The sequence below is a fragment of the Pseudomonas sp. LBUM1669 genome (assembly GCF_059695705.1).
In genome coordinates this window covers 3600395-3621432 of sequence record NZ_CP166784.1, presented here as the reverse complement: position 1 = coordinate 3621432, position 21038 = coordinate 3600395, and the positions used below count along the sequence as shown (strand labels likewise).

Here is a 21038-nt window from a genome sequence, read left to right as displayed (position 1 = left end):
CATGAACAGCATCAACCCGGTGTCACGTCGCGGTTTTCTCAAAGGCAGCGCGCTGTTGGGCGGAGGTCTGGTGGTGGCGTTCGTCATTCCCGGCGCCCATCGCTTTGCCGTGGGCGCGGAGAATGAAGGCAATGTATTTACGCCCAATGCGTTTTTACGGATCGGCAACGACAACGTCGTCACCGTACTGCTCGGGCACTCGGAAATGGGCCAGGGCATCTGGACCGGCCTGACCATGCTGATCGCCGAAGAACTGGACGCCGACTGGTCGAAAATCCGCGTCGAACATTCACCTGCGTCGGCGGCCGACTACGGCATGGCGGGTTTCGGCGGGATGCAAATCACTGGCGGCTCGACCTCGACCTGGATGGAGTTCGATCGCTATCGCCAGGCCGGCGCGGCAGCGCGCCTGATGTTGATCGATGCGGCCGCCAAACGCTTCAACGTCGCGCCCTCGGCGATTCATACCGAGTCAGGCGTGGTCATTGCCGGCGACAAACGCGCGACCTACGGCGAACTGGCGGACGACGCCGGCAAGCTGCCGGTGCCGGATCCGGCCTCGATCACGTTCAAGGAGGCCAAGGACTGGAAACTCATTGGCAAACCCACCAAGCGCCTGGACACCCCGGAGAAAATCACCGGGCGGGCCAAGTTCGGCATGGATGTGCAATTTGAGGGCTTGATGACGGCCATGGTTGCCCGTTCGCCGGTATTTGGCGGCAGCGTCAAATCTTTCGAAGGCGCCGAGGCGCTGGCCGTGCCGGGCGTGCACAAAGTGGTGCAGGTGCCCACTGGCGTGGCGGTGATTGCCGACCATTACTGGGCGGCGAAGCTGGGGCGCGATGCGCTGAAAATCGACTGGGACCTGGGGCCGAACGCCGGCCTCGACAGTCAGAAACTGCTGGAGAGTTTCCGCAAACTCGCGGCCACCCCCGGCACCTCGGCCAGTAAGGCGGGCGATACCACCGCCGCACTGGGCAAGGCGGCCAAGACCGTCGACGTCGAGTACAGCGTGCCGTACCTGGCCCATGCGCCGATGGAGCCGCTCAATTGCACGGTGAAAATCAGCAAGGATAAATGCGAGATCTGGACCGGCACGCAGTTCCAGACCCTGGATCAAATGATCGCGGGCAAGATCACCGGGCTCAAGCCCGAGCAGGTTGAAATCCACACCGAATTCCTCGGCGGCGGCTTCGGTCGCCGAGCCAATCCGACCTCGGACTTTGTCGCCGAAGCCGTGCAAGTTGCCAAGGCGGCCGGCGGGCCGGTGAAAACCGTGTGGTCCCGGGAGGATGACATCCGCGGCGGTTATTACCGCTCGGCGTTCCTGCATCAGGCACGCATCGGCCTGGATGCTGGCGGCATGCCCACGGCCTGGAAGCATGTGATGGTCGGTCAGTCGATCATGGCCGGCACCATGCTTGAGGCGACGATGTTCAAGGACGGTGTCGACAAGACTTCGGTCGAAGGCGTTGCCGACAGCCCTTACCTTGAAGACCTGGCCAATCACCAGGTGGAACTGCACTCGCCGACTACCGGCATCAGCGTGTTGTGGTTGCGTTCGGTGGGGCACAGCCACACGGCGTTCGTCATGGAATCGTTGATCGACGAACTGGCCGAAGCGGCCGGCAAGGATCCGGTGGAGTATCGACGAACCTTGCTCAAGGCTCATCCGCGCCATTTGGGCGTGCTGAACCTCGCCGTCGAGAAAGCCAACTGGAAGGCGGAATTGCCGGACGGCCACGCCTTGGGTGTGGCGGTGCATGAGTCTTTCGGCAGCTATGTAGCCCAGGTTGCTGAAGTGTCCCAGGACAACCTGAAAATCCGCGTGCACCGGGTGGTGTGCGCGGTGGACTGCGGGATCGCGGTCAACCCGATGAGCATCGCGGCGCAAATGGAGTCCTGCATCACCTTCGGCCTCGGCTTTACCTTGCACAGCAAACTGACGTTCAAGGACGGCCAGGTGGTGCAATCCAATTACCACGACTATCAGGTGCTGCGGCTCAATGAGATGCCGGTGGTCGAAGTGCACATTGTGCCGAGCACCGAACGGTCCGGCGGTATTGGCGAAGCCGGTGTCCCACCCACGGCGCCGGCCGTGGCCAACGCGGTGTTCGCCCTGACCGGGCAGCGCTTGCGGGAACTGCCGTTGCAACTGTCGGGGGTGTGAGATGAAACGACATCTGATTCTTGGCGCGGTGGTGATGATCGGCCTGGTTGGTTATGCCGAAGACCTGTTTGCTGACGATAAGGACGCCATCAAGGCGTTTGATACGGTGCAGAAAGTCTTTCAAAGTCCGCGTTGCCAGAACTGTCATATCCCGGGCGATTCGCCGTTGCAGTTCGACGCGGGGATCCCCCACGCCATGAGCGTAGTGCGCGGGATGGACGGCAAGGGCGCAGCGGGATTGCCCTGCGCGACCTGTCACGCCGAGGCCAATCCGCCGGCCAGTTACGGGCCAAATACTCCACCGGGGGCGCCGCACTGGAGCTTGCCGCCCGCGGCGCACAAGATGGCCTGGATCGGTCTGCCGGCCGATCAGTTGTGCGCAATGATCAAGGATCGCTCCAGTAATGGTGACCGTGATTTCGCGGCGCTGATCAAGCATGTCAGCGAGGACAAGCTGGTGCTCTGGGGCTGGAGCCCGGGTGAGGGAAGGGCGCCGGTGCCGGTGCCGCACGACATTTTCGTCACTCAATTCAAGCGATGGGCTGACGCTGGTGGACCGTGTCCGGTGCAGGGCAGTTGACCGGCGGTCTGTTAACAGGGAGTCAAACCGGGTATGCACGACTCTAAAGTGCATACCCGCCAATGGAGTGAGTCATGCTGATCCCAGGCAAACCGTTCAAGCGCGGTGCTTGTACAGACCCGTTACGTTCGCCACTGCAGGAGCGTGAGCTGCTGCGTGACCAGGCCCGCAAGGCCGAGCAAGAACTGATGGGCGTGCAGATGGCGAGCATGGACGAGATGACGCTGCTGCCCAACCGTCACGGTTTTACAGCGCTGGCCCAACAGGGGATAGACGCCTGCCAGCAACTGGGACTGCCGGCGACGCTGCTGTTTTTCGACCTCGATAATTTCAAGCGAATCAACTATCTGTACGGGCGCGCCGAGGGCGACCACGCCCTGAAGACCTTCGCTGACGTGCTGCGTATCGCCTTTCGCGAAAGCGATGTGATTGGTCGATTGGGCAACGATGAGTTTGTCGCCTTGTTGACGGGGGCAAGCGTTGTCGAGCTGTCCGCAATCAAGGCCCGGCTCGAAGAAATACTCGCCGAGCGCAATGCCACGGCGAATCGCAGTTTTGACATTCACTTCAGCATTGGCCAGGTCGAGTTTGATGCTCGGCTAAACCCGACAGCGCAAGACGTGTTGGCCCTGGCCGACAAGGCGATGCACGACACGGGTCATTGTTGAGCGGCGCCTTGCAAAGCTGCAGCAATGTAGGCTGCCGTTCGCAACAGCCGGCCATCGTCCCTGAACTTCCCGATTATCTGTAGCCCGACCGGCAACATGGGTTGGGCGCACACCAGCGGGATGTTCACCTGCGGCCAGCCAAACGCCCCCCAGAACTTGATGAAGTCCGACGGTCCGGTGCTTTCCAGGCCTAGCGGCGCGACCATCCCGCAAGAGGCGCCGAGCATGGCGTCGAAAGGTTGGCAAAGCTCATTCAAACGGGGCGCAAGCGTGGCCAGGCGCGCCTTGGCAGCGGATTCCTGCTCCCAGGTTGTCGCCGCCGCTCGCTCGAACATGGCCAGTGTCGAAGGGCTCAGTTGAGCACGGTGGCGTTGGAATTCCTTGGCCAGTGAGCGGGCACCTTCGCAATCGTTGATCAGCTGATGGTCGTCGAACACTGCGGCAAACTCTTCGGGCAGCTCCAGTTCGCTCACATCATGGCCGGCGCTACGCAACTGATCCGTGGCCTGCTCCAGAGCGCAGGCCACCTCGGGGTCCACTTGATCCCAGCGTAAGGTGCGGCAGAAACCCAGCCGTAGTGGACGCCGCTCGACGTCGGGCACTACAAAACCGGGAATCAACACCCGTGCCACAAGGTGCAGATCGCGCACCGATCGTCCATACCAGCCCACGGTGTCGAAGCTCGGCGCCAACGGCTTTACACCTTCCAGCGACACCAGTCCCAAGGACGGTTTGTAGGCGAAGAGGCCGCAATAGGAGGCCGGCTTGAGCAGCGAGCCAGCCGTTTGGGTGCCCAGCGCCACAGCAAAGAATCCCGCTGCCATCCCGGCCGCCGAACCCGCGCTGGAGCTCCCCGGTGTGCGAGCGAGGTCGTGAGGATTTCGGGTCGGGCCGGTGTGCATGTAGGCAAATTCGGTGGTGTGCGTCTTGCCCATGATCAGCGCGCCGGCCTGGCGCAACAGCGTCACGACGTGGGCATCCCGGGACGGTTGATGGTCGGTGTAGATGGGCGAGAAGAATTGCGTGGGGTAGGCGGCGGTGTCGAAGATGTCCTTGATGCCGACGGGGACGCCGGCCAGCAGGCCACGCCCGGTGTTCTGCGCCGCATCGGCGCGTACCTGCCGGTCGTCGAACGAGACGAACGCCTGGATATCCGGCTCCCGCGCCTGAATGCACGCAAGAAAGGATTCGGCGATGGCGACAGCGGTCGTATCGCCATTGACCACCGCTTCACTGAGGGTGGTCGCGTCAAGGGCCGGGCGGTTCATTTGGCGAACAACTGGCTGATGTTTTTAAACGCTTTGAACTCCAAAGCGTTGCCGCACGGGTCGAATAGAAACATCGTGGCCTGCTCGCCCACCAATCCCTGGAAGCGGATGCCTGGCTCGATCACGAAGCGCGTCCCAAGGCCTTTCAACCGCTCGGCCAGCGCCTCCCATTCCGCCATCTCCAATACCACACCGAAATGCGGCACCGGTACGTTATGACCGTCCACGGCATTGGTGTGCGCCGCTTCCTGAGAAGCGTTTTTCGGTGCCAGGTGAATCACCAGTTGATGGCCGAAAAAGTTGAAGTCGACCCAATGGTCGCTCGAGCGGCCTTCTTCCAAACCGAATATGTCACCGTAAAAGCGCCGGGCAGCCGCCAGATCGTAAACCGGTACGGCCAAGTGAAAAGGGCAGAGTTGCATCGGGTTCGCCTCGGGTTCTCAGGAGTTGAAGCAGAGTTTAGCGCTATGATTTTTGATTGAAAGACGATAGTTTTTGCGTCGAGCTCAAATTATTTCGATCAATCGAGAACGCTTATGCTGCGCGAATTGAAAACCTTCATCGCCGTGACGCGCTACGGCACGTTCGCATCTGCCGGGATGCATATCGGTCTGACGCAGTCGGCAGTCAGCGCACAGATGCGCAATCTGGAACAGGCGCTGGGCATCCGCCTGTTTGATCGAACCGGGCGTCAGGCGATTCTCAATGCCGCGGGGCAACGGGCGTTGCCGATGGCGCAGGAGATCCTCGACACGTTTAGCCGGATGGCCGTCAGTGAGGATGTCAGCGAGTACCGTGGCGAGTTGAAAATCGGCGCGGTGGCCACGGTCCAGACCGGGTTGTTGCCTCAGGCATTTTTGCGGTTGAGGGAGCAGGCACCGCTGCTGGAGCCGAAACTGGTGCCGGGCGTGTCGATGAGTTTGTTGAGTCAGGTCGATACCGGTGAGGTAGATCTGGCGATATTGATCAAGCCGCCGTTCGAACTGCCCAAGGAGCTGTCGGCGCAGGTGATTCGCCGGGAACCGTTTGTATTGATCGTGCCGATGGGCCTTGAGGGCGCTGATCCGTTGCAGATCCTCGCGAGCCATCCGCACGTGCGTTACGACCGCAACTCATTCGGTGGACGTCTGATAACACGATTTTTGCGTGAACAGCAGATTGATGTACACGTGGTGATGGAGCTGGATGAGCTGGAAGCCATCGTGAAGATGGTCGAATGCGGGTTCGGCGTTTCACTGCTGCCCGAGGCCGGGCTATGGCTTGAACATGGGGCGAAGGTCAGGATTATTCCGTTGGGCAAGTTGACGTTCTACCGCGAGATTGTGCTGCTGCAGCGTTACAGCCAGCGCACACAGCCGATCCAGCTGTTGTTTGCCAAGTGCCTGACGCAACCTGCCGGCTAAAGCAGGCGTGGCAGCTTATGTGCTGTAAAGAATGAATGTTGGCTCTTGAAGACAGTAAAACTGTTATTTATGACAGTGATATCTGTTTCGGCTTTCGCACTATCGTGGCGCTGTCAAACGGATCTGGCTGTCGGGATGGATGGTTTGTCGGCATCCCCTGATTGCATGGAACCCTTACTTCAGGAGGATAACGGCATGACAGCGCAAGCCAACACGCAGCAAATACCAGGTGATGTGGATGTGGGATTTGCTGACAACGGGATGATCAATATTCCGCAAGACTCCTCTCAATGTGTCGTTGAAACATCTGCCGGGAAACTTCTTTACGTGGCTCAAACAGGCCGTGTCTCATGGGTTTATCGAGCCATGGCTGATGGCACTTCCGATCCGACCTTCCCACCGTTCCCGTGGGACTTCGCCAAAGGTCAATTTGAAAGGACCACACGTTTACTTGCTCGAGAAGATGGCAAATTCCTGTTGATTGGTGACACGGGTAGTGACCCCTTTACCAGGCAGGCTGCGATTACGCGATTCAACAACGGAGGAAGTCCTGATTTAGTCTTTGGCACAAAAGTGTTGCCTTTACCCATCGATCCCGTCCCTCCGGGGCAGAGTTTGCAGACTTACGAACCTACGGGATGCCTCGCTGCTGACAACCATGTTTTAGTGGCCGCAAGTTACCAATTGGCTGACAACGACGGCGCAACTATCGATTCGGCAGGTAGGGTATACGCCCTTGATGACCAAGGTTATTCCGACACTGATTTTGAAGTCAGATTCGATGGTCTGATTACGACGATCCATAGCATCGGCGTCCTGTCAGACGAGCGCATCGTTGTGTTTGGGATTGTTGGCCATCCGTCATCAGACTCGAACGCGGTCTTGGCTTGCTATAACCGAGACGGCACGTTGAACAAAACCTTCGGCATTGACGGATTTTGGGAGAGCAACGATTCCACTAGTTTTGGTGCGATGGTGGTGGATGATGACAAGATAACCATCGCAGTTGTCACGTCGATTAATGACGATGGCAAACGTTATATTGCCGTGCAACGAGTATTGGGTGATGGCACTTCGGATAATACCTTCAACAATGGAGCGCCGTTGGTGGTTGATCTGGGTACCAGCTTTTTAAACATCCCCTCCATCACCGTACAACCAGATAAAAAAATCGTGGTTGGAGGGAGTGAGGATTTTCCTGAGCAGAAGTTGTACTGGCTGCGCATCACAGATGGCGGTGCACTCGACGCTTCTTTTGGTAACTCCGGGGTGGTTCGGCAGCAAGCTGGCCGCGTGAATGACATTATTGTGCAGCGCACCGGCAATCGAATCATCCTCGCGGTTGATCTGGGCTCAAGTGCAGGTCGAGATCCGAAAGTTTTGGGTATCTTGAGCTGATAGTGTTTTTACGAACGCGCAAGAAAAACAACCTGCCAATCGAGACGGGTTGTTTAATGGCCAAGCGCACCCAAAGGGGATTTGCATCAGGCCTGATAATGCAGGCATAAAAAACCCGCCAGAACCGGCGGGTTTTTTAGTGGCTAACGGAAGATCACTCTTCCAGGCTACCCATCGCAGTGGTGTTGAAGCCACCGTCTACATACATGATTTCGCCGCTGATGCCGGACGCCAGGTCCGAGCACAGGAAGGCGCCGGCGTTGCCGACTTCGTCGATGGTGACGTTGCGACGCAGCGGGGTTTGCGCTTCGTTGGCGGCCAGCATCTTGCGGAAGTTCTTGATGCCGGAAGCGGCGAGGGTGCGGATCGGGCCGGCCGATACGCAGTTGACGCGGGTGCCGTCCGGGCCCAGGGAACCGGCCAGGTAGCGCACGCCAGCTTCCAGCGAAGCCTTGGCCATGCCCATCACGTTGTAATTCGGCATGGTGCGCTCTGCACCCAGGTACGACAGGGTCAGCAGGCTGCCATTGCGGCCTTTCATCATTTCGCGGCCAGCTTTGGCCAGGGCCACGAAGCTGTAGGCGCTGATGTCGTGAGCGATGCGGAAACCTTCACGGGTGGTGGCTTCGGTGAAGTCGCCGTCCAGTTGGTCGCCCGGGGCGAAGCCGACGGAATGCACGATGCAATCCAGGCCGTCCCACTTCTTGCCCAGCTCAACGAAGACCTTGGCGATTTCCTCATCGCTGGCCACGTCGCATGGGAAGCACAGGTCCGGGTTGGAACCCCAGCTTTGTGCGAACTCTTCGACACGACCCTTGAGTTTGTCGTTCTGATAAGTGAAGGCAAGCTCAGCGCCCTCGCGATGCATGGCGGCAGCGATGCCGGATGCGATGGACAGCTTGCTGGCGACACCGACGATCAGTACGCGCTTACCGGCGAGAAAACCCATGTGTTGCTCCTCTCTTTCAGGTTATTGCGCAGTGGCCGGAGCCAGGAAAGCGGCTTCCAGCAACTGCTGTGTATACGGATGTTGGGGGGCGGCAAAGATACTTTGCGCGTCTCCCTGTTCGACCACTTGGCCCTGCTTGACCACCATCAGCTGGTGGCTCAGCGCCTTGACGACAGCCAGGTCATGGCTGATAAACAGATACGTCAGGTTGTACTTGGTTTGCAGTGAACGCAGCAGCTCCACCACTTGGCGTTGCACGGTGCGGTCGAGGGCCGATGTCGGCTCGTCCAGCAAAATCAACGCCGGTTTTAGCACTAATGCCCGGGCAATGGCGATTCTCTGCCGCTGCCCACCGGAAAATTCATGGGGGTAGCGGTTCCGGGTTTCCGGGTCCAGGCCTACCTCCTTCAATGCCGCAATAATGGCTTGTTCCTGTTCCGCCTCAGTGCCCATCTTGTGGATCCGCAGGCCTTCGCCGACGATCTGGCTCACGCACATCCGTGGGCTCAGGCTGCCGAACGGGTCCTGGAACACCACCTGCATCTCCCGGCGCAACGGCCGAACTTCGTTCTGCGTCAGGCAGTCTAGCTGCTTGCCCTCAAAACGGATGCCGCCTTTGCTGCCGATCAGCCGCAAAATCGCCAAACCCAACGTCGACTTGCCCGAACCACTTTCTCCCACAATCCCCAGGGTCTGTCCCTGGGGCAGGCTGAAATTGATGCCGTCCACCGCTTTGATGTGATCGACGGTCTTTTTCAGAAAGCCTTTCTTGATCGGGAACCAGACTTTCAGGTCCTCGACTTGCAGCAAGGGCGGGCCGATAACGTTGGTCGCCGGCTTGCCGCTGGGCTCCGCTGCCAGCAGTTCCCGAGTGTACGGATGCTGCGGCGCGCGGAACAACTCTTCGCACGATGCCTGTTCGACGATGCAACCGCGCTGCATGACACATACGCGATGCGCAATTCTTCGCACAAGGTTCAAATCATGACTGATCAGTAGCAATGCCATGCCCAGGCGGGCCTGCAATTCCTTGAGCAGTTCGAGGATTTTCAGCTGAACGGTCACGTCCAGCGCGGTGGTTGGCTCGTCGGCAATCAGCAGCTCGGGCTCGTTGGCCAGGGCCATGGCGATCATCACCCGCTGGCGCTGGCCGCCGGACAGCTCGTGGGGCAAGGCCTTGAGGCGCTTGTGCGGCTCAGGAATGCCGACCATCTCCAACAACTCCAACGTGCGCTTGGTCGCCACTTTGCCGACCAGGCCCTTGTGGATGCCCAGCACCTCGTTGATCTGCTTCTCGATCGAGTGCAGCGGATTGAGCGAGGTCATCGGCTCCTGGAAGATCATCGCGATCCGGTTGCCGCGGATGTGGCGGATGGTTTTCTCTTTCAGGCTCAGCAGGTCTTGCCCGGAATACTCGATGGTCCCGGACGGATGCCGGGCGAGCGGGTAGGGCAGCAGTCGCAGGATCGAGTGCGCGGTCACCGATTTGCCGGAGCCGCTTTCGCCGACCAGGGCCAGGGTTTCGCCGCGCTTGATGTCGAAGCTGACGCCTTCCACCACCCGCTGACAGCGTTCGCCGACGACGAATTCGACGGCCAGGTCGCGCACTTCGATCAGATTGTCCTGATTCATTTCACTTCCTCGGGTCGAAGGCATCGCGAGCGGACTCGCCGATAAACACCAGCAAACTCAACATCAGGGCCAGCACGGCAAACGCGCTCATGCCCAGCCACGGCGCTTGCAGGTTGGATTTGCCCTGGGCCACCAGTTCACCCAACGACGGCGCGCCCGGCGGCAAACCGAAGCCCAGGAAGTCGAGCGCGGTCAGGGTGCCGATGGCGCCGGTCAAAATGAACGGCATGAAGGTCATGGTCGAAACCATGGCGTTGGGCAGGATGTGACGGAACATGATCGCGCCATTCTGCATCCCCAGTGCCCGGGCCGCGCGCACATATTCCAGGTTACGCCCGCGCAGGAACTCGGCGCGCACCACGTCCACCAGGCTCATCCACGAGAACAGCAGCATGATCCCCAGCAACCACCAGAAGTTCGGCTGCACGAAACTGGCGAGGATGATCAGCAAATACAGGACCGGCAGCCCAGACCAGATCTCCAGGAAACGCTGCCCGGCCAGATCCACCCAGCCGCCATAGAACCCCTGCAAGGCCCCGGCAATCACGCCGATGATCGAGCTGAGAATGGTCAGGGTCAACGCAAACAGCACCGAAATGCGGAAGCCGTAAATCACCCGCGCCAACACATCGCGGCCCTGGTCGTCGGTGCCCAGCAGGTTGTCGGCCGAAGGTGGCGCCGGCGCCGGGACTTTCAGGTCGTAGTTGATGCTTTGGTAGCTGTAGGGAATCGGCGCCCACAGCACCCAGGCGTCTTTGGCCTTGAGCAATTCGCGGATGTACGGGCTCTTGTAGTTGGCCTCCAGTGGGAATTCGCCGCCGAACGCGGTTTCCGGGTAGCGCTTGAGCGCCGGGAAATACCAACCATTGTCGTAATGCACCACCAGCGGTTTGTCGTTGGCGATCAGCTCTGCACCGAGACTCAGGCCGAACAGCACCAGAAACAGCCACAGCGACCACCAGCCACGCTTGTTGGCCTTGAACAGTTCGAAGCGCCGGCGATTGAGCGGGGACAAATTCATCTCAATGCTCCCGGCTTTCGAAGTCGATGCGCGGATCGACAAAGGTGTACGTCAAATCGCCAATCAGTTTCACCACCAGCCCCAGCAATGTGAAGATAAACAGTGTGCCGAACACCACCGGGTAATCGCGGTTGATCGCCGCTTCGAAACTCATCAAACCGAGACCGTCCAGGGAGAAGATCACTTCCACCAGCAGCGAGCCGGTGAAGAAGATCCCGATAAACGCCGACGGGAAGCCGGCGATCACCAGCAGCATCGCATTGCGGAACACATGACCGTAAAGCACACGGTGATTGGTCAGGCCCTTGGCCTTGGCGGTGACCACGTACTGCTTGTTGATTTCGTCGAGGAAGCTGTTTTTGGTCAGCAGCGTCATGGTCGCGAAGTTGCCGATCACCAGCGCGGTCACCGGCAATGCCAGATGCCAGAAGTAATCGAGGATCTTGCCGGCGGTGCTCAGTTCATCGAAGTTGTTTGAAGTCAGCCCCCTGAGCGGGAACCAGTCCAGATAGCTGCCGCCGGCAAACACCACGATCAGCAGGATGGCGAACAGAAACGCCGGGATCGCATAACCGACGATGATCAACGAGCTGGTCCAGACATCGAAGTGGCTGCCATGTCGCGTCGCCTTGGCGATCCCCAGCGGGATCGACACCAGGTACATGATCAGCGTGCTCCACAACCCGAGCGAGATCGACACCGGCATCTTTTCCTTGATCAGGTCGATGACCTTGGCGTCGCGGAAGAAACTGTCGCCGAAATCCAGGGTGGCGTAGTTCTTGATCATGATCCACAAGCGTTCCGGCGCCGATTTGTCGAAGCCGTACATGTGCTCGATTTCCTTGACCAGCATCGGGTCCAGGCCCTGGGCGCCGCGATAGGCGGAGCCCGCCACCGAGACTTCGGCACCGCCGCCGGCAATGCGGCTGGTGGCGCCTTCGAAGCCTTCGAGCTTGGCGATCATCTGCTCCACCGGCCCGCCGGGGGCGGCCTGGATGATCACGAAGTTGATCAGCAAAATGCCGAGCAAGGTCGGGATGATCAGCAGCAGTCGCCGAAAAATATACGCCAGCATCTGATTACTCCGTGCCCGCAGGGTCGGCTTGCAGTTTGGTTTCGACTTCTACCGCAGGTTTGGCATCGGGCTTGACCCACCAGGTGTTAATGCCGATGTCGTACTTGGGGGAGATTTTCGGATGGCCGATGTGGTTCCAGTACGCCACGCGCCAGGTTTTGATGTGCCAGTTGGGGATCACGTAATAGCCCCATTGCAGCACGCGGTCCAGCGCTCGTGCATGGGCCACCAGACTTTTGCGCGAATCGGCGTTGATCAGCTGCTCGACCAGTTGATCGACTACCGGGTCCTTGAGGCCCATCGAATTGCGGCTGCCAGGTTTGTCGGCCGCGGCGGACATCCAGAACTCGCGCTGTTCGTTGCCCGGCGAGTTGGACTGCGGGAAGCTGCCGACGATCATGTCGAAGTCCCGTGAACGCACGCGGTTGATGTACTGCGAGACATCGACCCGGCGGATCACCAGGTCAATACCCAGGTCGCTGAGGTTGCGCTTGAACGGCAGCAGCACGCGTTCGAATTCGGTCTGGGCCAACAGGAACTCGATGGTCACCGGTTTGCCATTGGTGTCGACCATCTTGTCGTCGACGATCCGCCAGCCGGCCTCTTGCAGCAATTGGTAAGCCTCGCGCTGCTGGGTGCGGATCATGCCGCTGGCGTCGGTCATCGGGTTCTGGAACGCTTCGCTGAACACCTGCTCGGGGATCTTGCCCCGGAACGGGTCGAGGATCGCCAGTTGAGCGGCGTCGGGCAGACCGGTCGCGGCCATTTCCGAGTTTTCGAAGAAGCTGCGGGTGCGCACATAGGCACCGTTGAACAGTTGCTTGTTGGTCCACTCGAAGTCCAGCAGCAATGTCAGCGCCTGACGCACGCGTACATCTTGGAACACCGGGCGGCGCAGGTTGAACACAAAGCCTTGCATGCCGGTGGGGTTGCCGTTGGGGATCTGTTCCTTGATCAATCGGCCTTCGGTGACGGCTGGAGTGTTGTAGGCGTTGGCCCAGTTTTTCGCGGACATTTCCGCCCAATAGTCGAACTGCCCGGCCTTGAGGGCTTCCAGCGCGACGGTGTTGTCACGGTAGTAATCGGTGGTCATCACGTCGAAATTGTAGAAACCACGGTTGGCCGGCAGGTCCTTGCCCCAGTAATCCTTGACCCGCTCGTAGCGTATCGAGCGCCCGGCCTTCACTTCGGTCACCTTGTAGGGGCCGCTGCCCAATGGCATTTCAAGGTTGCCCTTGTTGAAGTCGCGGTTCGCCCACCAGTGCTTGGGCAACACTGGCAACTGGCCGAGGATCAGTGGCAGTTCACGGTTGTTGGTGTGCTTGAACTTGAACAGCACGGTAAGCGGGTCTTCGGCGACCGCCTCTTCGACATCGCTGTAGTAACCGCGATAGAGCGGGGCGCCGTCCTTGGTCAGGGTCTGGAAGCTGAACACCACGTCTTCGGCGCGCATCGGATGACCGTCGTGGAAGCGCGCTTCGGGACGCAGATAAAAGCGCACCCAGCTGTTGTCCGGGGCTTTCTCGATCTTGCCGGCGACCAGCCCGTATTCAGTGAAGGGTTCGTCCAGCCCCTGTTTGGCCAGGGTGTCGTAGATCATGCCGATGTCGTCGGCCGGTACGCCTTTGCTGATGAACGGGTTGAGGCTGTCGAAGCCGCCGAACCCTGCCTGGCGAAAGTTCCCGCCCTTGGGTGCGTCGGGGTTCACGTAGTCGAAATGCTTGAAGTCGGCCGGGTATTTAGGCGGCTCGTTGTACAGGGTCACGGCATGTTGCGGAGCGGCGCAGGCCAGTCCGGCGAACAGCAGACCGCTGGCCTGCAAGAGCAGGGCGCTTAGGGGTTTCATCGATCCTTCTCCGAAGATTTCAGCCACCACGCGGACAGGCCCAGGGTGTAGGGCGGCGTGGTGACGAAGGCGAACCGGTTGCGGTAGGCCAGGCGGTGATAATTAAGGTACCAGTTGGGAATGATGTAGTGCTGCCACAGCAAGACTCGATCCAGGGCTTTGCCGGCGGCCACTTGTTCGTCGCGGGTTTGCGCGGCGAGCAATTGTTCGAGCAGGTGATCCACCACCGGGTTGGCGATGCCGGCGTAGTTTTTACTGCCCTTGACCCCGACCTGGCTGGAATGGAAATACTGCCATTGCTCCAGGCCCGGGCTGAGGGTCTGGTTAAGCGTCATCAGGATCATGTCGAAATCGAACTGATCCAGGCGTTGTTTGTACTGAGCGCGATCGACCGTGCGCAGCCGGGCGTCGATGCCAATGCTGGCGAGGTTTTCGACGTAAGGCTGAAGGATGCGTTCCAGGTTCGGGTTGACCAGCAGGATCTCGAGCTTGAGCGGCTGGCCCTTGGCGTTCTCGATCCGTTGCCCATTGAGCTTCCAGCCGGCCTCGGCGAGCAGCGCCAGGGCCTTTCGCATGGTTTCCCGGGGAATGCCGCGACCTTCGGTCCTGGGCAGGCTGAACGGCTCGGTGAAGAGCTTGGCGGGCAGTTGCTCGCGATACGGCTTGAGCATCAGCCATTCGTGACCGACCGGCAGGCCCGTCGCGGAGAATTCGCTGTTGGGGTAGTAACTCATGGCGCGTTTGTAAGCGCCGCTGAACAGGGTGCGGTTGGTCCACTCGAAGTCGAACATCAGCCCCAGCGCTTCCCGGACCTTGCTCTCGGCGAAAGCCGGGCGCCGGCTGTTCATGAACAGGCCCTGGGTCTGGGTAGGGATCTGGTGCGGGATCTGCGCCTTGATCACGTCGCCGCGGCGCACGGCCGGGAAGTTGTAACCGTTGTCCCAGTTCTTCGCCTGGTGCTCGATGTAGATGTCGAATTCGCCGGCCTTGAAGGCTTCGAAGGCCACATCGCTGTCGCGGTAGAACTCGACTTCCATGCGGTCAACGTTGTATTTGCCGCGATTGACGGGCAGGTCCTTGCCCCAGTAATCCTTGACCCGTTCGAAAATAAGCTGGCGTCCGGGGGTTACCGACGTAATGCGGTACGGCCCGCTGCCCAGTGGTGGTTCGAAGGTGGTGGCCTTGAAATCACGACCTTTCCAGTAATGCTGCGGCAACACCGGCAACTCACCCAGGCGCAGGATCTGCAACGAATTGCCGGCGCGCTTGAAGACGAAGCGGATGCGCCGCGGGTTGAGGATGTCGACCCGCAACACTTCCTGAAGGCTGGTGCGGTACTGCGGATGACCGTCCTTGAGCAGCAAACGGTAGGAGAACGCCACGTCATAGGCGGTAATCGGCGTGCCGTCGTGGAATCGCGCTTCTGGACGCAGGTTGAACACCACCCAGCTGCGGTCTTCGCTGTACTCCACCGATTGGGCGATCAGGCCATAACTGGAGGTCGGCTCATCACCGGACGGCGCGTACTGGCCGGTGCCGACCATCAACGGTTCGTTGAGCTCGTTGATGCCGTATTGCAGGAAATTGGCGGTGGAAACCGGGCTTGAACCCTTGAACGTGTAAGGATTGAGCGTATCGAAGGTGCCAAACGCCATCACTCGCAACGTACCGCCCTTGGGCGCTTGCGGGTTGACCCAGTCGAAGTGGGTAAATCTGGCCGGGTACTTGAGCGTGCCGAACTGCGCATAACCATGGCTTTCGCTGATCGTCGCGCTTGCGGAGGAGCTCAAGGCCAGGCTGATCAGGAAGAGGAGGAGGGGGCGCTTCAAGTCAGAGATCCGATCCAGGCGGCTTGGGCTTTGTGGGCCGTACAGTAACAGCTTGTATCGACTGGAAAAAGACGGGGGCTTAATGCGTTGTTAACGGCTGACGCTATAGCCCTGTGCATCGCAGAACCTGTGGCGAGGGGGCTTGCCCCCGTTGGGTCGCGAAGCGGCCCCTTACATCCTCTCAGATCAACCGCATTCGCAGGGTTTGCGACTGCTGCGCAGTCAAACGGGGGCAAGCCCACTCGCCACAAAAGCCCCTGGGTAGTACTTAACAAGTGCAGTAGTCCTCAAACTGCTGGCCAAAAAAAGCCCCTGAAATCAGGGGCTCGTTTTTAGCGTGGCGAAGAAACCGTCAACAACTGACCAGGTTTGAGAGCCTGACCGACACGCGGGTTCCAGCGCTTGAGGTGCTGCATTTCAACGTTGAAGCGCTTGGCGACGATGTACAACGAGTCGCCTTGCTTGACCTTGTATTGGGTCTGCGGCTTCTGTTTGTCGGCTTTGCTGTTGGTCTTGCTGTTCGCCGCCACGACGGTGTTGACGCGACCGCCGCTGCGTTTGGTGGTGTCCTGCATGACCAGGGTCTGGCCGACCTTGAGGTTCTTGCCGCTCATCTTGTTCCAGCGCTGCAGGTCCTTGACGTCGACCTTGTTGGCCTTGGCGATGGCGGCCAGGTTGTCGCCGCGTTTGACACGGTAGGCACGTTTGAGGCTGGCGACTTCGGATTCATCGGCACCTTCGAAGACCGGCTTGAGCGGCTTCTTGCTGATCAACTCTTCAGGACGCATGGTCGAGAGGCTGGCAGTCAGCAACTGTGCCTTGGACGTTGGCACCAGCAAATGCTGGGGGCCGTCGATGGTGGTGCGCTGTTTGAAGGCCGGGTTGAGCTGGAACAACTCGTCTTCGTCGATGTTGGCCACCGCGGCAACCTTGGACAGGTCCATGCGCTGGTTGATTTCGACGACCTGGAAATACGGTTCGTTGGCGATCGGGTTGAGGTTCACGCCGTAGGCTTCGGGGGCCAGTACCACCTGGGACAGGGCTAGCAGCTTCGGCACGTAAGCCTGGGTTTCGGCTGGCAGTGGCAGGTTCCAGTAATCGGTCGGCAGACCGAGTTTCTCGTTGCGCTCGATGGCACGGCTGACCGTACCTTCACCGGCGTTGTAGGCCGCCAGGGCCAGCAGCCAGTCACCGTTGAACATGTCGTGCAGACGGGTCAGGTAATCCATGGCCGCGGTGGTCGAGGCGGTGATGTCGCGACGGCCATCATAGAAGCGGGTCTGACGCAGGTTGAAGTAACGGCCGGTGGAAGGAATGAATTGCCAAAGGCCCACCGCATTGGCCCGGGAATAGGCCATCGGGTTGTAGGCGCTTTCAATCACTGGCAGCAGCGCCAGCTCCAGCGGCATGTTGCGTTCTTCAAGGCGTTCGACGATGTAATGAATGTAGAGGCTGCCGCGTTCGCCGGCGTTTTCGAGGAAGGACGGGTTGCTGGCGAACCACAGCCGCTGTTGCTCGATGCGCGGGTTGACGCCCAGGTTGTCCTGCAACTGGAAGCCCTGGCGCATGCGCTCCCAGACATCCTGTGGAATTTGTGGAGTCGGCTTTTCGCTGAGCCAGATAGGTTTCTGCTTGGCGCGAGCGGCGATGTTCGGAGTGTGTGTCGCTTCGGTCTGCGGCACATGGCTGGAACAGCCCGCCAGAGTGGCGGACACAGCCACCGCGATGGCTTGAGCCAGGCGGGTCAATGCGTCTGAATTGATGGCTTTACGAATAGATGACGACATTGGCTGGAAGTAAGTTCCGGGCAAAAATGTCGGGCGATTCTAGAAAGCGTACCCTCTGCGGTCAACCATTCAGAATTTTTGTACCAACGGGGCGGCTACTTAGAACTTATCTTTCCAAGCCCGAAGTACAGCAAAAACCGCACTCGGAGCCCGGTTTTGGGTTCCATTCCGTTCGTCCACTTTTTCTTTAACGGATGTTTCGTCGACACGCAAAAACGGGTTAGTCAGCTTTTCAAGCGCCAAAGTAGAGGGCAGCGTCATGATTCCGGCTGCACGTTGCGCGGTGACTTTTTCCAGACGTGCGGCGGTGTCCCGATTGCCCGGTTCGACCGCTACGGCAAATTTCAGGTTGCTCAGGGTGTATTCATGCGTGCAGTAGACCAGTGTATCTTCGGGCAGGGCAGCGAGGCGGCTCAGCGAGGTGTGCATTTGTTCTGGCGTGCCTTCGAACAGGCGCCCGCAACCGGCGGCAAAAAGGGTATCGCCGCAGAACAGCAGGCCATGATGGTAATAGGCAATATGTCCCAGGGTGTGTCCGGGGACGGCGAAGACGTCGAAGTCCCAGCCCAGCACGCTGACACGGTCGTTGTCCTTGAGCGCCACGTCCCGCGCCGGAATGGTTTCGCTGGCCGGGCCGCAGACTTTCGCGTCTGTCGCTTTTTTCAGCTGCTCGACGCCGCCGACATGATCATGATGATGGTGAGTGATCAGGATATCGCTCAATACCCAGCCCGGATGCGCCGCCAGCCAGGCTTGCACGGGCGCGGCATCACCCGGATCGACCACGGCGCAGCGCTGGGTGTTGTGGTCTTGTAACAACCAAATGTAGTTGTCGGTGAAGGCGGGCAGGGCACTGATCTGTATCATCGTCGGATTCGCCAAGCTGAAAGCAATGGCGCATCTTAGAACTTCCTGGCGCGTTGGAGAATGCAATGACCGATAAAGCGTTCGCTCAGGCCGATCCTGAGTGGCTGACGTTGATCAGCGCGGCCCGTGAATGGCTGTCCGGCCCGATCGGGCAATTTCTGCTGGACGAAGAGCGGCGCATGCTCGAAGACGAGCTGGGCCGCTTCTTCGGTGGCTATCTGGTGCATTACGGCCCGTCGGCCCAGACGCCGCCGTCGGCACCCCAGGTTCAGCGCAATGTGCGACTTGGCGCGCCGTTGCCGGGGGTCGAGATCGTCTGCGAAGAGCAGGCGTGGCCGTTGAGCGAGCATGCCGCTGATGTGGTGGTGATGCAGCACGGTCTGGATTTCTGCCTGTCGCCCCACGGCTTACTGCGTGAAGCGGCGAGCAGCGTGCGGCCCGGCGGGCATTTGCTGATCATCGGGATCAACCCCTGGAGCAGCTGGGGCTTGCGCCATGTGTTCGCTCACGACGGCTTGCGCAAGGCGCGCTGCATCTCGCCCTCGCGAGTGGGCGACTGGCTGAATCTGCTGGGCTTCGCGCTGGAGAAACGCCGCTTCGGGTGCTATCGTCCGCCGCTTGCTTCACCCGCCTGGCAGGCTCGTCTGGCCGGTTGGGAGCGCAAGGCCGGTGACTGGCAACTGTCGGGTGGCGGCTTCTATTTATTGGTGGCGCGCAAGATCGTGGTGGGCCTGCGACCCGTCCGTCAGGAGCGGCGCGAACCGATGGGCAAGCTGATTCCATTGCCGATGGCCAAGGTCAACCGTCGTAACATCGAGCCGTAACACACTCTTTATTTCCCGGCCGGGTTTGCCCCGGCCTCGGGCATCGTCGGTCACTGATTGGCGAGCCACCGCATTTTCTGGATAGATTGGCATGAGCGATAGCGTAGAACTCTTCACCGACGGCGCCTGCAAAGGCAACCCTGGCCCTGGCGGTTGGGGCGCGTTGCTGGTGTGCAAAGGCGTTGAAAAGGAACTGTGGGGCGGCGAAGCCAACACCACCAACAACCGCATGGAGCTGATGGGCGCGATTCGCGGCCTGGAAGAACTCAAGCGTTCCTGCGACGTGCTGCTGGTGACCGACTCCCAGTATGTGATGAAAGGCATCAACGAGTGGATGGACAACTGGAAGAAGCGCGGCTGGAAAACGGCGGCGAAGGAACCGGTCAAAAACGCTGACTTGTGGAAACTGCTGGACGAGCAGGTCAACCGCCACAACGTCACTTGGAAATGGGTGCGCGGGCACATCGGCCACCATGGCAACGAACGGGCGGACCAACTGGCCAACCGTGGTGTGGATGAAGTGCGCGGGTACAAGCAGGCCTGACTCAGCGCTGAACCTTTGTGAGAGCGAGCGGGCTCGCTCTCACAGGACCTCACAGTATCAGGATGGCGGTCGCCAGTTTTGGTCTGGCTATCTGCATCCAGGCTTTATAAACATTGCTAATGATTGCTGAAAGCTGCATGAGCGCCGCTCACTTGGCGGCACGCGCGCCGGATCCAGCGAGCGTGTTAACATCGCCGCTTTTGCACGATTGACCCGTTGAGAGCTGAGCACTGATGGCCACCAGATCCGTTGTACTCGATACCGAAACCACCGGCATGCCGGTGACCGACGGCCACCGGATTATCGAAATCGGTTGTGTCGAGTTGATCGGTCGGCGCCTGACAGGCCGGCATTTCCACGTTTACCTGCAACCGGATCGCGAGAGTGACGAAGGTGCCATCGGCGTCCACGGTATCACCAACGAATTCCTGGTGGGCAAACCGCGTTTCACTGAAGTGGCCGATGAGTTTTTCGAATTCATCAAGGGCGCGCAGCTGATCATCCATAACGCAGCGTTCGACGTTGGCTTCATCAACAACGAATTCGCACTGATGGGCCAGCACGACCGTGCGGACATCACGCAACACTGCTCGATCCTCGACACTCTGATGATGGCCCGGGGACGTCACCCGGGGCAGCGCAACAGCCTTGATGCGTTGTGCAAACGTTATGGCGTCGACAACTCCGGCCGTGAACTCCACGGCGCCTTGCTCGACTCCGAGATCCTCGCCGACGTTTACCTGACCATGACCGGCGGCCAGACCAGCCTGTCGCTGGCCGGTAATGCGTCCGATGGCAACGGTTCCGGCGAAGGAGCGGACAACTCCGCCACGGAAATCCGCCGCTTGCCGGCCGATCGCCAGCCGACCCGGATCATCCCCGCCAGCGAAGATGACCTGGCCCGGCACGTGGCACGCCTGGAAGCCATCGCCAAGTCCGCCGGCGCTCCGTCGCTGTGGCAGCAATTGGTCGAGGCCAAGGCGCAGGCTTGAGCGCAATCTGATGTGACACGGCTTTTGTGGCGAGGGGGTGTGCCACAGGTCATTTGTTGAGAACCGTGCACACGGCCTGTAGCAGCTGCCGAGCTGCGCGAGGCCGCAGCCTCGCGCAGCTCGGCAGCTGCTACAAGGTGCGCTACACAGGTAACTGCGGAGCAACCTACCTGCAGGGCGCCGCC

At 59.9% G+C, this 21038-nt stretch carries 18 protein-coding genes; 8 read left to right on the top strand and 10 right to left on the bottom strand.

What is annotated here, in order from left to right:
* Window position 1: 1 nt before the first annotated feature.
* From ACA051_RS16745 to ACA051_RS16735, 3 genes are all read left to right on the top strand, one after another.
* Window positions 2-2170 (top strand): xanthine dehydrogenase family protein molybdopterin-binding subunit, encoded by a 2169-nt coding sequence (locus tag ACA051_RS16745; protein WP_497370945.1) that lies wholly within the window; start codon window positions 2-4, stop codon window positions 2168-2170.
* 1 nt (window position 2171) lies between these two features.
* Window positions 2172-2750: a hypothetical protein gene (locus tag ACA051_RS16740; RefSeq protein WP_497303267.1), complete on the top strand. Its 579-nt coding sequence runs from the start codon at window positions 2172-2174 to the stop codon at window positions 2748-2750.
* 74 nt (window positions 2751-2824) lie between these two features.
* Entirely contained in the window at window positions 2825-3418 is a 594-nt protein-coding gene (locus tag ACA051_RS16735; protein WP_497370943.1) for a GGDEF domain-containing protein, read from the top strand.
* Here the strand turns inward: ACA051_RS16735 and ACA051_RS16730 are convergent.
* Window positions 3409-4686, bottom strand: coding sequence for an amidase (locus ACA051_RS16730; protein ID WP_497370941.1), 1278 nt, complete (start codon window positions 4684-4686; stop codon window positions 3409-3411). The genes ACA051_RS16735 and ACA051_RS16730 overlap by 10 nt on opposite strands.
* Complete coding sequence (locus tag ACA051_RS16725; protein WP_497303261.1) at window positions 4683-5108, bottom strand: VOC family protein; 426 nt, start codon at window positions 5106-5108, stop codon at window positions 4683-4685. Before ACA051_RS16725 ends, ACA051_RS16730 begins: the two co-directional genes overlap by 4 nt.
* Before the next feature lie 114 nt (window positions 5109-5222).
* Between ACA051_RS16725 and ACA051_RS16720 the strand changes: the two genes are divergently transcribed.
* Entirely contained in the window at window positions 5223-6089 is an 867-nt protein-coding gene (locus ACA051_RS16720) for a LysR family transcriptional regulator (RefSeq protein WP_497303259.1), read from the top strand.
* 195 nt (window positions 6090-6284) lie between these two features.
* Window positions 6285-7487 carry an NHL repeat-containing protein gene (locus ACA051_RS16715; RefSeq protein ID WP_497370939.1) on the top strand — a complete coding sequence of 401 codons (1203 nt, stop codon included), beginning with the start codon at window positions 6285-6287 and terminating at the stop codon, window positions 7485-7487.
* Between the two features lie 154 nt (window positions 7488-7641).
* Here ACA051_RS16715 and fabI read toward each other — a convergent pair whose 3' ends face one another.
* The 8 genes from fabI to gloB all read right to left on the bottom strand — a co-directional run bounded on the left by fabI (window position 7642) and on the right by gloB (window position 18493).
* Entirely contained in the window at window positions 7642-8436 is a 795-nt protein-coding gene (fabI, locus tag ACA051_RS16710) for an enoyl-ACP reductase FabI (protein WP_008152082.1), read from the bottom strand.
* A 21-nt stretch (window positions 8437-8457) separates the two neighbouring features.
* The gene (locus tag ACA051_RS16705; RefSeq protein ID WP_497370937.1) at window positions 8458-10068 is read right to left on the bottom strand and encodes an ABC transporter ATP-binding protein; all 1611 of its coding nucleotides are present in this window, start codon (window positions 10066-10068) and stop codon (window positions 8458-8460) included.
* Window position 10069: 1 nt separating this feature from the next.
* Window positions 10070-11089 (bottom strand): ABC transporter permease, encoded by a 1020-nt coding sequence (locus ACA051_RS16700; RefSeq protein ID WP_010459784.1) that lies wholly within the window; start codon window positions 11087-11089, stop codon window positions 10070-10072.
* A gap of 1 nt (window position 11090) precedes the next feature.
* Window positions 11091-12164, bottom strand: a complete 1074-nt coding sequence (locus ACA051_RS16695; RefSeq protein ID WP_497303253.1) for a microcin C ABC transporter permease YejB — start codon at window positions 12162-12164, stop codon at window positions 11091-11093.
* 4 nt (window positions 12165-12168) lie between these two features.
* Entirely contained in the window at window positions 12169-14010 is a 1842-nt protein-coding gene (locus tag ACA051_RS16690) for an extracellular solute-binding protein (protein ID WP_497303251.1), read from the bottom strand.
* Window positions 14007-15815, bottom strand: coding sequence for an extracellular solute-binding protein (locus ACA051_RS16685; protein WP_497310610.1), 1809 nt, complete (start codon window positions 15813-15815; stop codon window positions 14007-14009). Before ACA051_RS16685 ends, ACA051_RS16690 begins: the two co-directional genes overlap by 4 nt.
* A 356-nt stretch (window positions 15816-16171) precedes the next feature.
* Entirely contained in the window at window positions 16172-17626 is a 1455-nt protein-coding gene (locus tag ACA051_RS16680; protein WP_497370935.1) for a transglycosylase SLT domain-containing protein, read from the bottom strand.
* Between the two features lie 99 nt (window positions 17627-17725).
* Entirely contained in the window at window positions 17726-18493 is a 768-nt protein-coding gene (gloB, locus tag ACA051_RS16675) for a hydroxyacylglutathione hydrolase (protein ID WP_497303247.1), read from the bottom strand.
* A 65-nt stretch (window positions 18494-18558) separates the two neighbouring features.
* On the opposite strand from gloB, the gene ACA051_RS16670 reads away from it, so the two are divergent.
* The 3 genes from ACA051_RS16670 to dnaQ all read left to right on the top strand — a co-directional run bounded on the left by ACA051_RS16670 (window position 18559) and on the right by dnaQ (window position 20853).
* Window positions 18559-19317, top strand: a complete 759-nt coding sequence (locus tag ACA051_RS16670) for a class I SAM-dependent methyltransferase (protein WP_497303245.1) — start codon at window positions 18559-18561, stop codon at window positions 19315-19317.
* A 91-nt stretch (window positions 19318-19408) separates the two neighbouring features.
* Window positions 19409-19861 carry a ribonuclease HI gene (gene rnhA, locus ACA051_RS16665; protein WP_008028618.1) on the top strand — a complete coding sequence of 151 codons (453 nt, stop codon included), beginning with the start codon at window positions 19409-19411 and terminating at the stop codon, window positions 19859-19861.
* Window positions 19862-20094: 233 nt separating this feature from the next.
* Complete coding sequence (gene dnaQ / locus ACA051_RS16660; protein ID WP_131062909.1) at window positions 20095-20853, top strand: DNA polymerase III subunit epsilon; 759 nt, start codon at window positions 20095-20097, stop codon at window positions 20851-20853.
* Window positions 20854-21038: the final 185 nt, after the last annotated feature.

What these genes read in the sequence shown, in the direction of transcription:
- ACA051_RS16745 (WP_497370945.1), top strand. Translation starts at nt 2, where the DNA reads ATGAACAGCATCAACCCGGTGTCACGTCGCGGTTTTCTCAAAGGCAGC.
- ACA051_RS16740 (WP_497303267.1), top strand. Translation starts at nt 2,172, where the DNA reads ATGAAACGACATCTGATTCTTGGCGCGGTGGTGATGATCGGCCTGGTT.
- ACA051_RS16735 (WP_497370943.1), top strand. Translation starts at nt 2,825, where the DNA reads ATGCTGATCCCAGGCAAACCGTTCAAGCGCGGTGCTTGTACAGACCCG.
- ACA051_RS16730 (WP_497370941.1), bottom strand. Translation starts at nt 4,686, where the DNA reads ATGAACCGCCCGGCCCTTGACGCGACCACCCTCAGTGAAGCGGTGGTC.
- ACA051_RS16725 (WP_497303261.1), bottom strand. Translation starts at nt 5,108, where the DNA reads ATGCAACTCTGCCCTTTTCACTTGGCCGTACCGGTTTACGATCTGGCG.
- ACA051_RS16720 (WP_497303259.1), top strand. Translation starts at nt 5,223, where the DNA reads ATGCTGCGCGAATTGAAAACCTTCATCGCCGTGACGCGCTACGGCACG.
- ACA051_RS16715 (WP_497370939.1), top strand. Translation starts at nt 6,285, where the DNA reads ATGACAGCGCAAGCCAACACGCAGCAAATACCAGGTGATGTGGATGTG.
- fabI (WP_008152082.1), bottom strand. Translation starts at nt 8,436, where the DNA reads ATGGGTTTTCTCGCCGGTAAGCGCGTACTGATCGTCGGTGTCGCCAGC.
- ACA051_RS16705 (WP_497370937.1), bottom strand. Translation starts at nt 10,068, where the DNA reads ATGAATCAGGACAATCTGATCGAAGTGCGCGACCTGGCCGTCGAATTC.
- ACA051_RS16700 (WP_010459784.1), bottom strand. Translation starts at nt 11,089, where the DNA reads ATGAATTTGTCCCCGCTCAATCGCCGGCGCTTCGAACTGTTCAAGGCC.
- ACA051_RS16695 (WP_497303253.1), bottom strand. Translation starts at nt 12,164, where the DNA reads ATGCTGGCGTATATTTTTCGGCGACTGCTGCTGATCATCCCGACCTTG.
- ACA051_RS16690 (WP_497303251.1), bottom strand. Translation starts at nt 14,010, where the DNA reads ATGAAACCCCTAAGCGCCCTGCTCTTGCAGGCCAGCGGTCTGCTGTTC.
- ACA051_RS16680 (WP_497370935.1), bottom strand. Translation starts at nt 17,626, where the DNA reads ATGTCGTCATCTATTCGTAAAGCCATCAATTCAGACGCATTGACCCGC.
- gloB (WP_497303247.1), bottom strand. Translation starts at nt 18,493, where the DNA reads ATGATACAGATCAGTGCCCTGCCCGCCTTCACCGACAACTACATTTGG.
- ACA051_RS16670 (WP_497303245.1), top strand. Translation starts at nt 18,559, where the DNA reads ATGACCGATAAAGCGTTCGCTCAGGCCGATCCTGAGTGGCTGACGTTG.
- rnhA (WP_008028618.1), top strand. Translation starts at nt 19,409, where the DNA reads ATGAGCGATAGCGTAGAACTCTTCACCGACGGCGCCTGCAAAGGCAAC.
- dnaQ (WP_131062909.1), top strand. Translation starts at nt 20,095, where the DNA reads ATGGCCACCAGATCCGTTGTACTCGATACCGAAACCACCGGCATGCCG.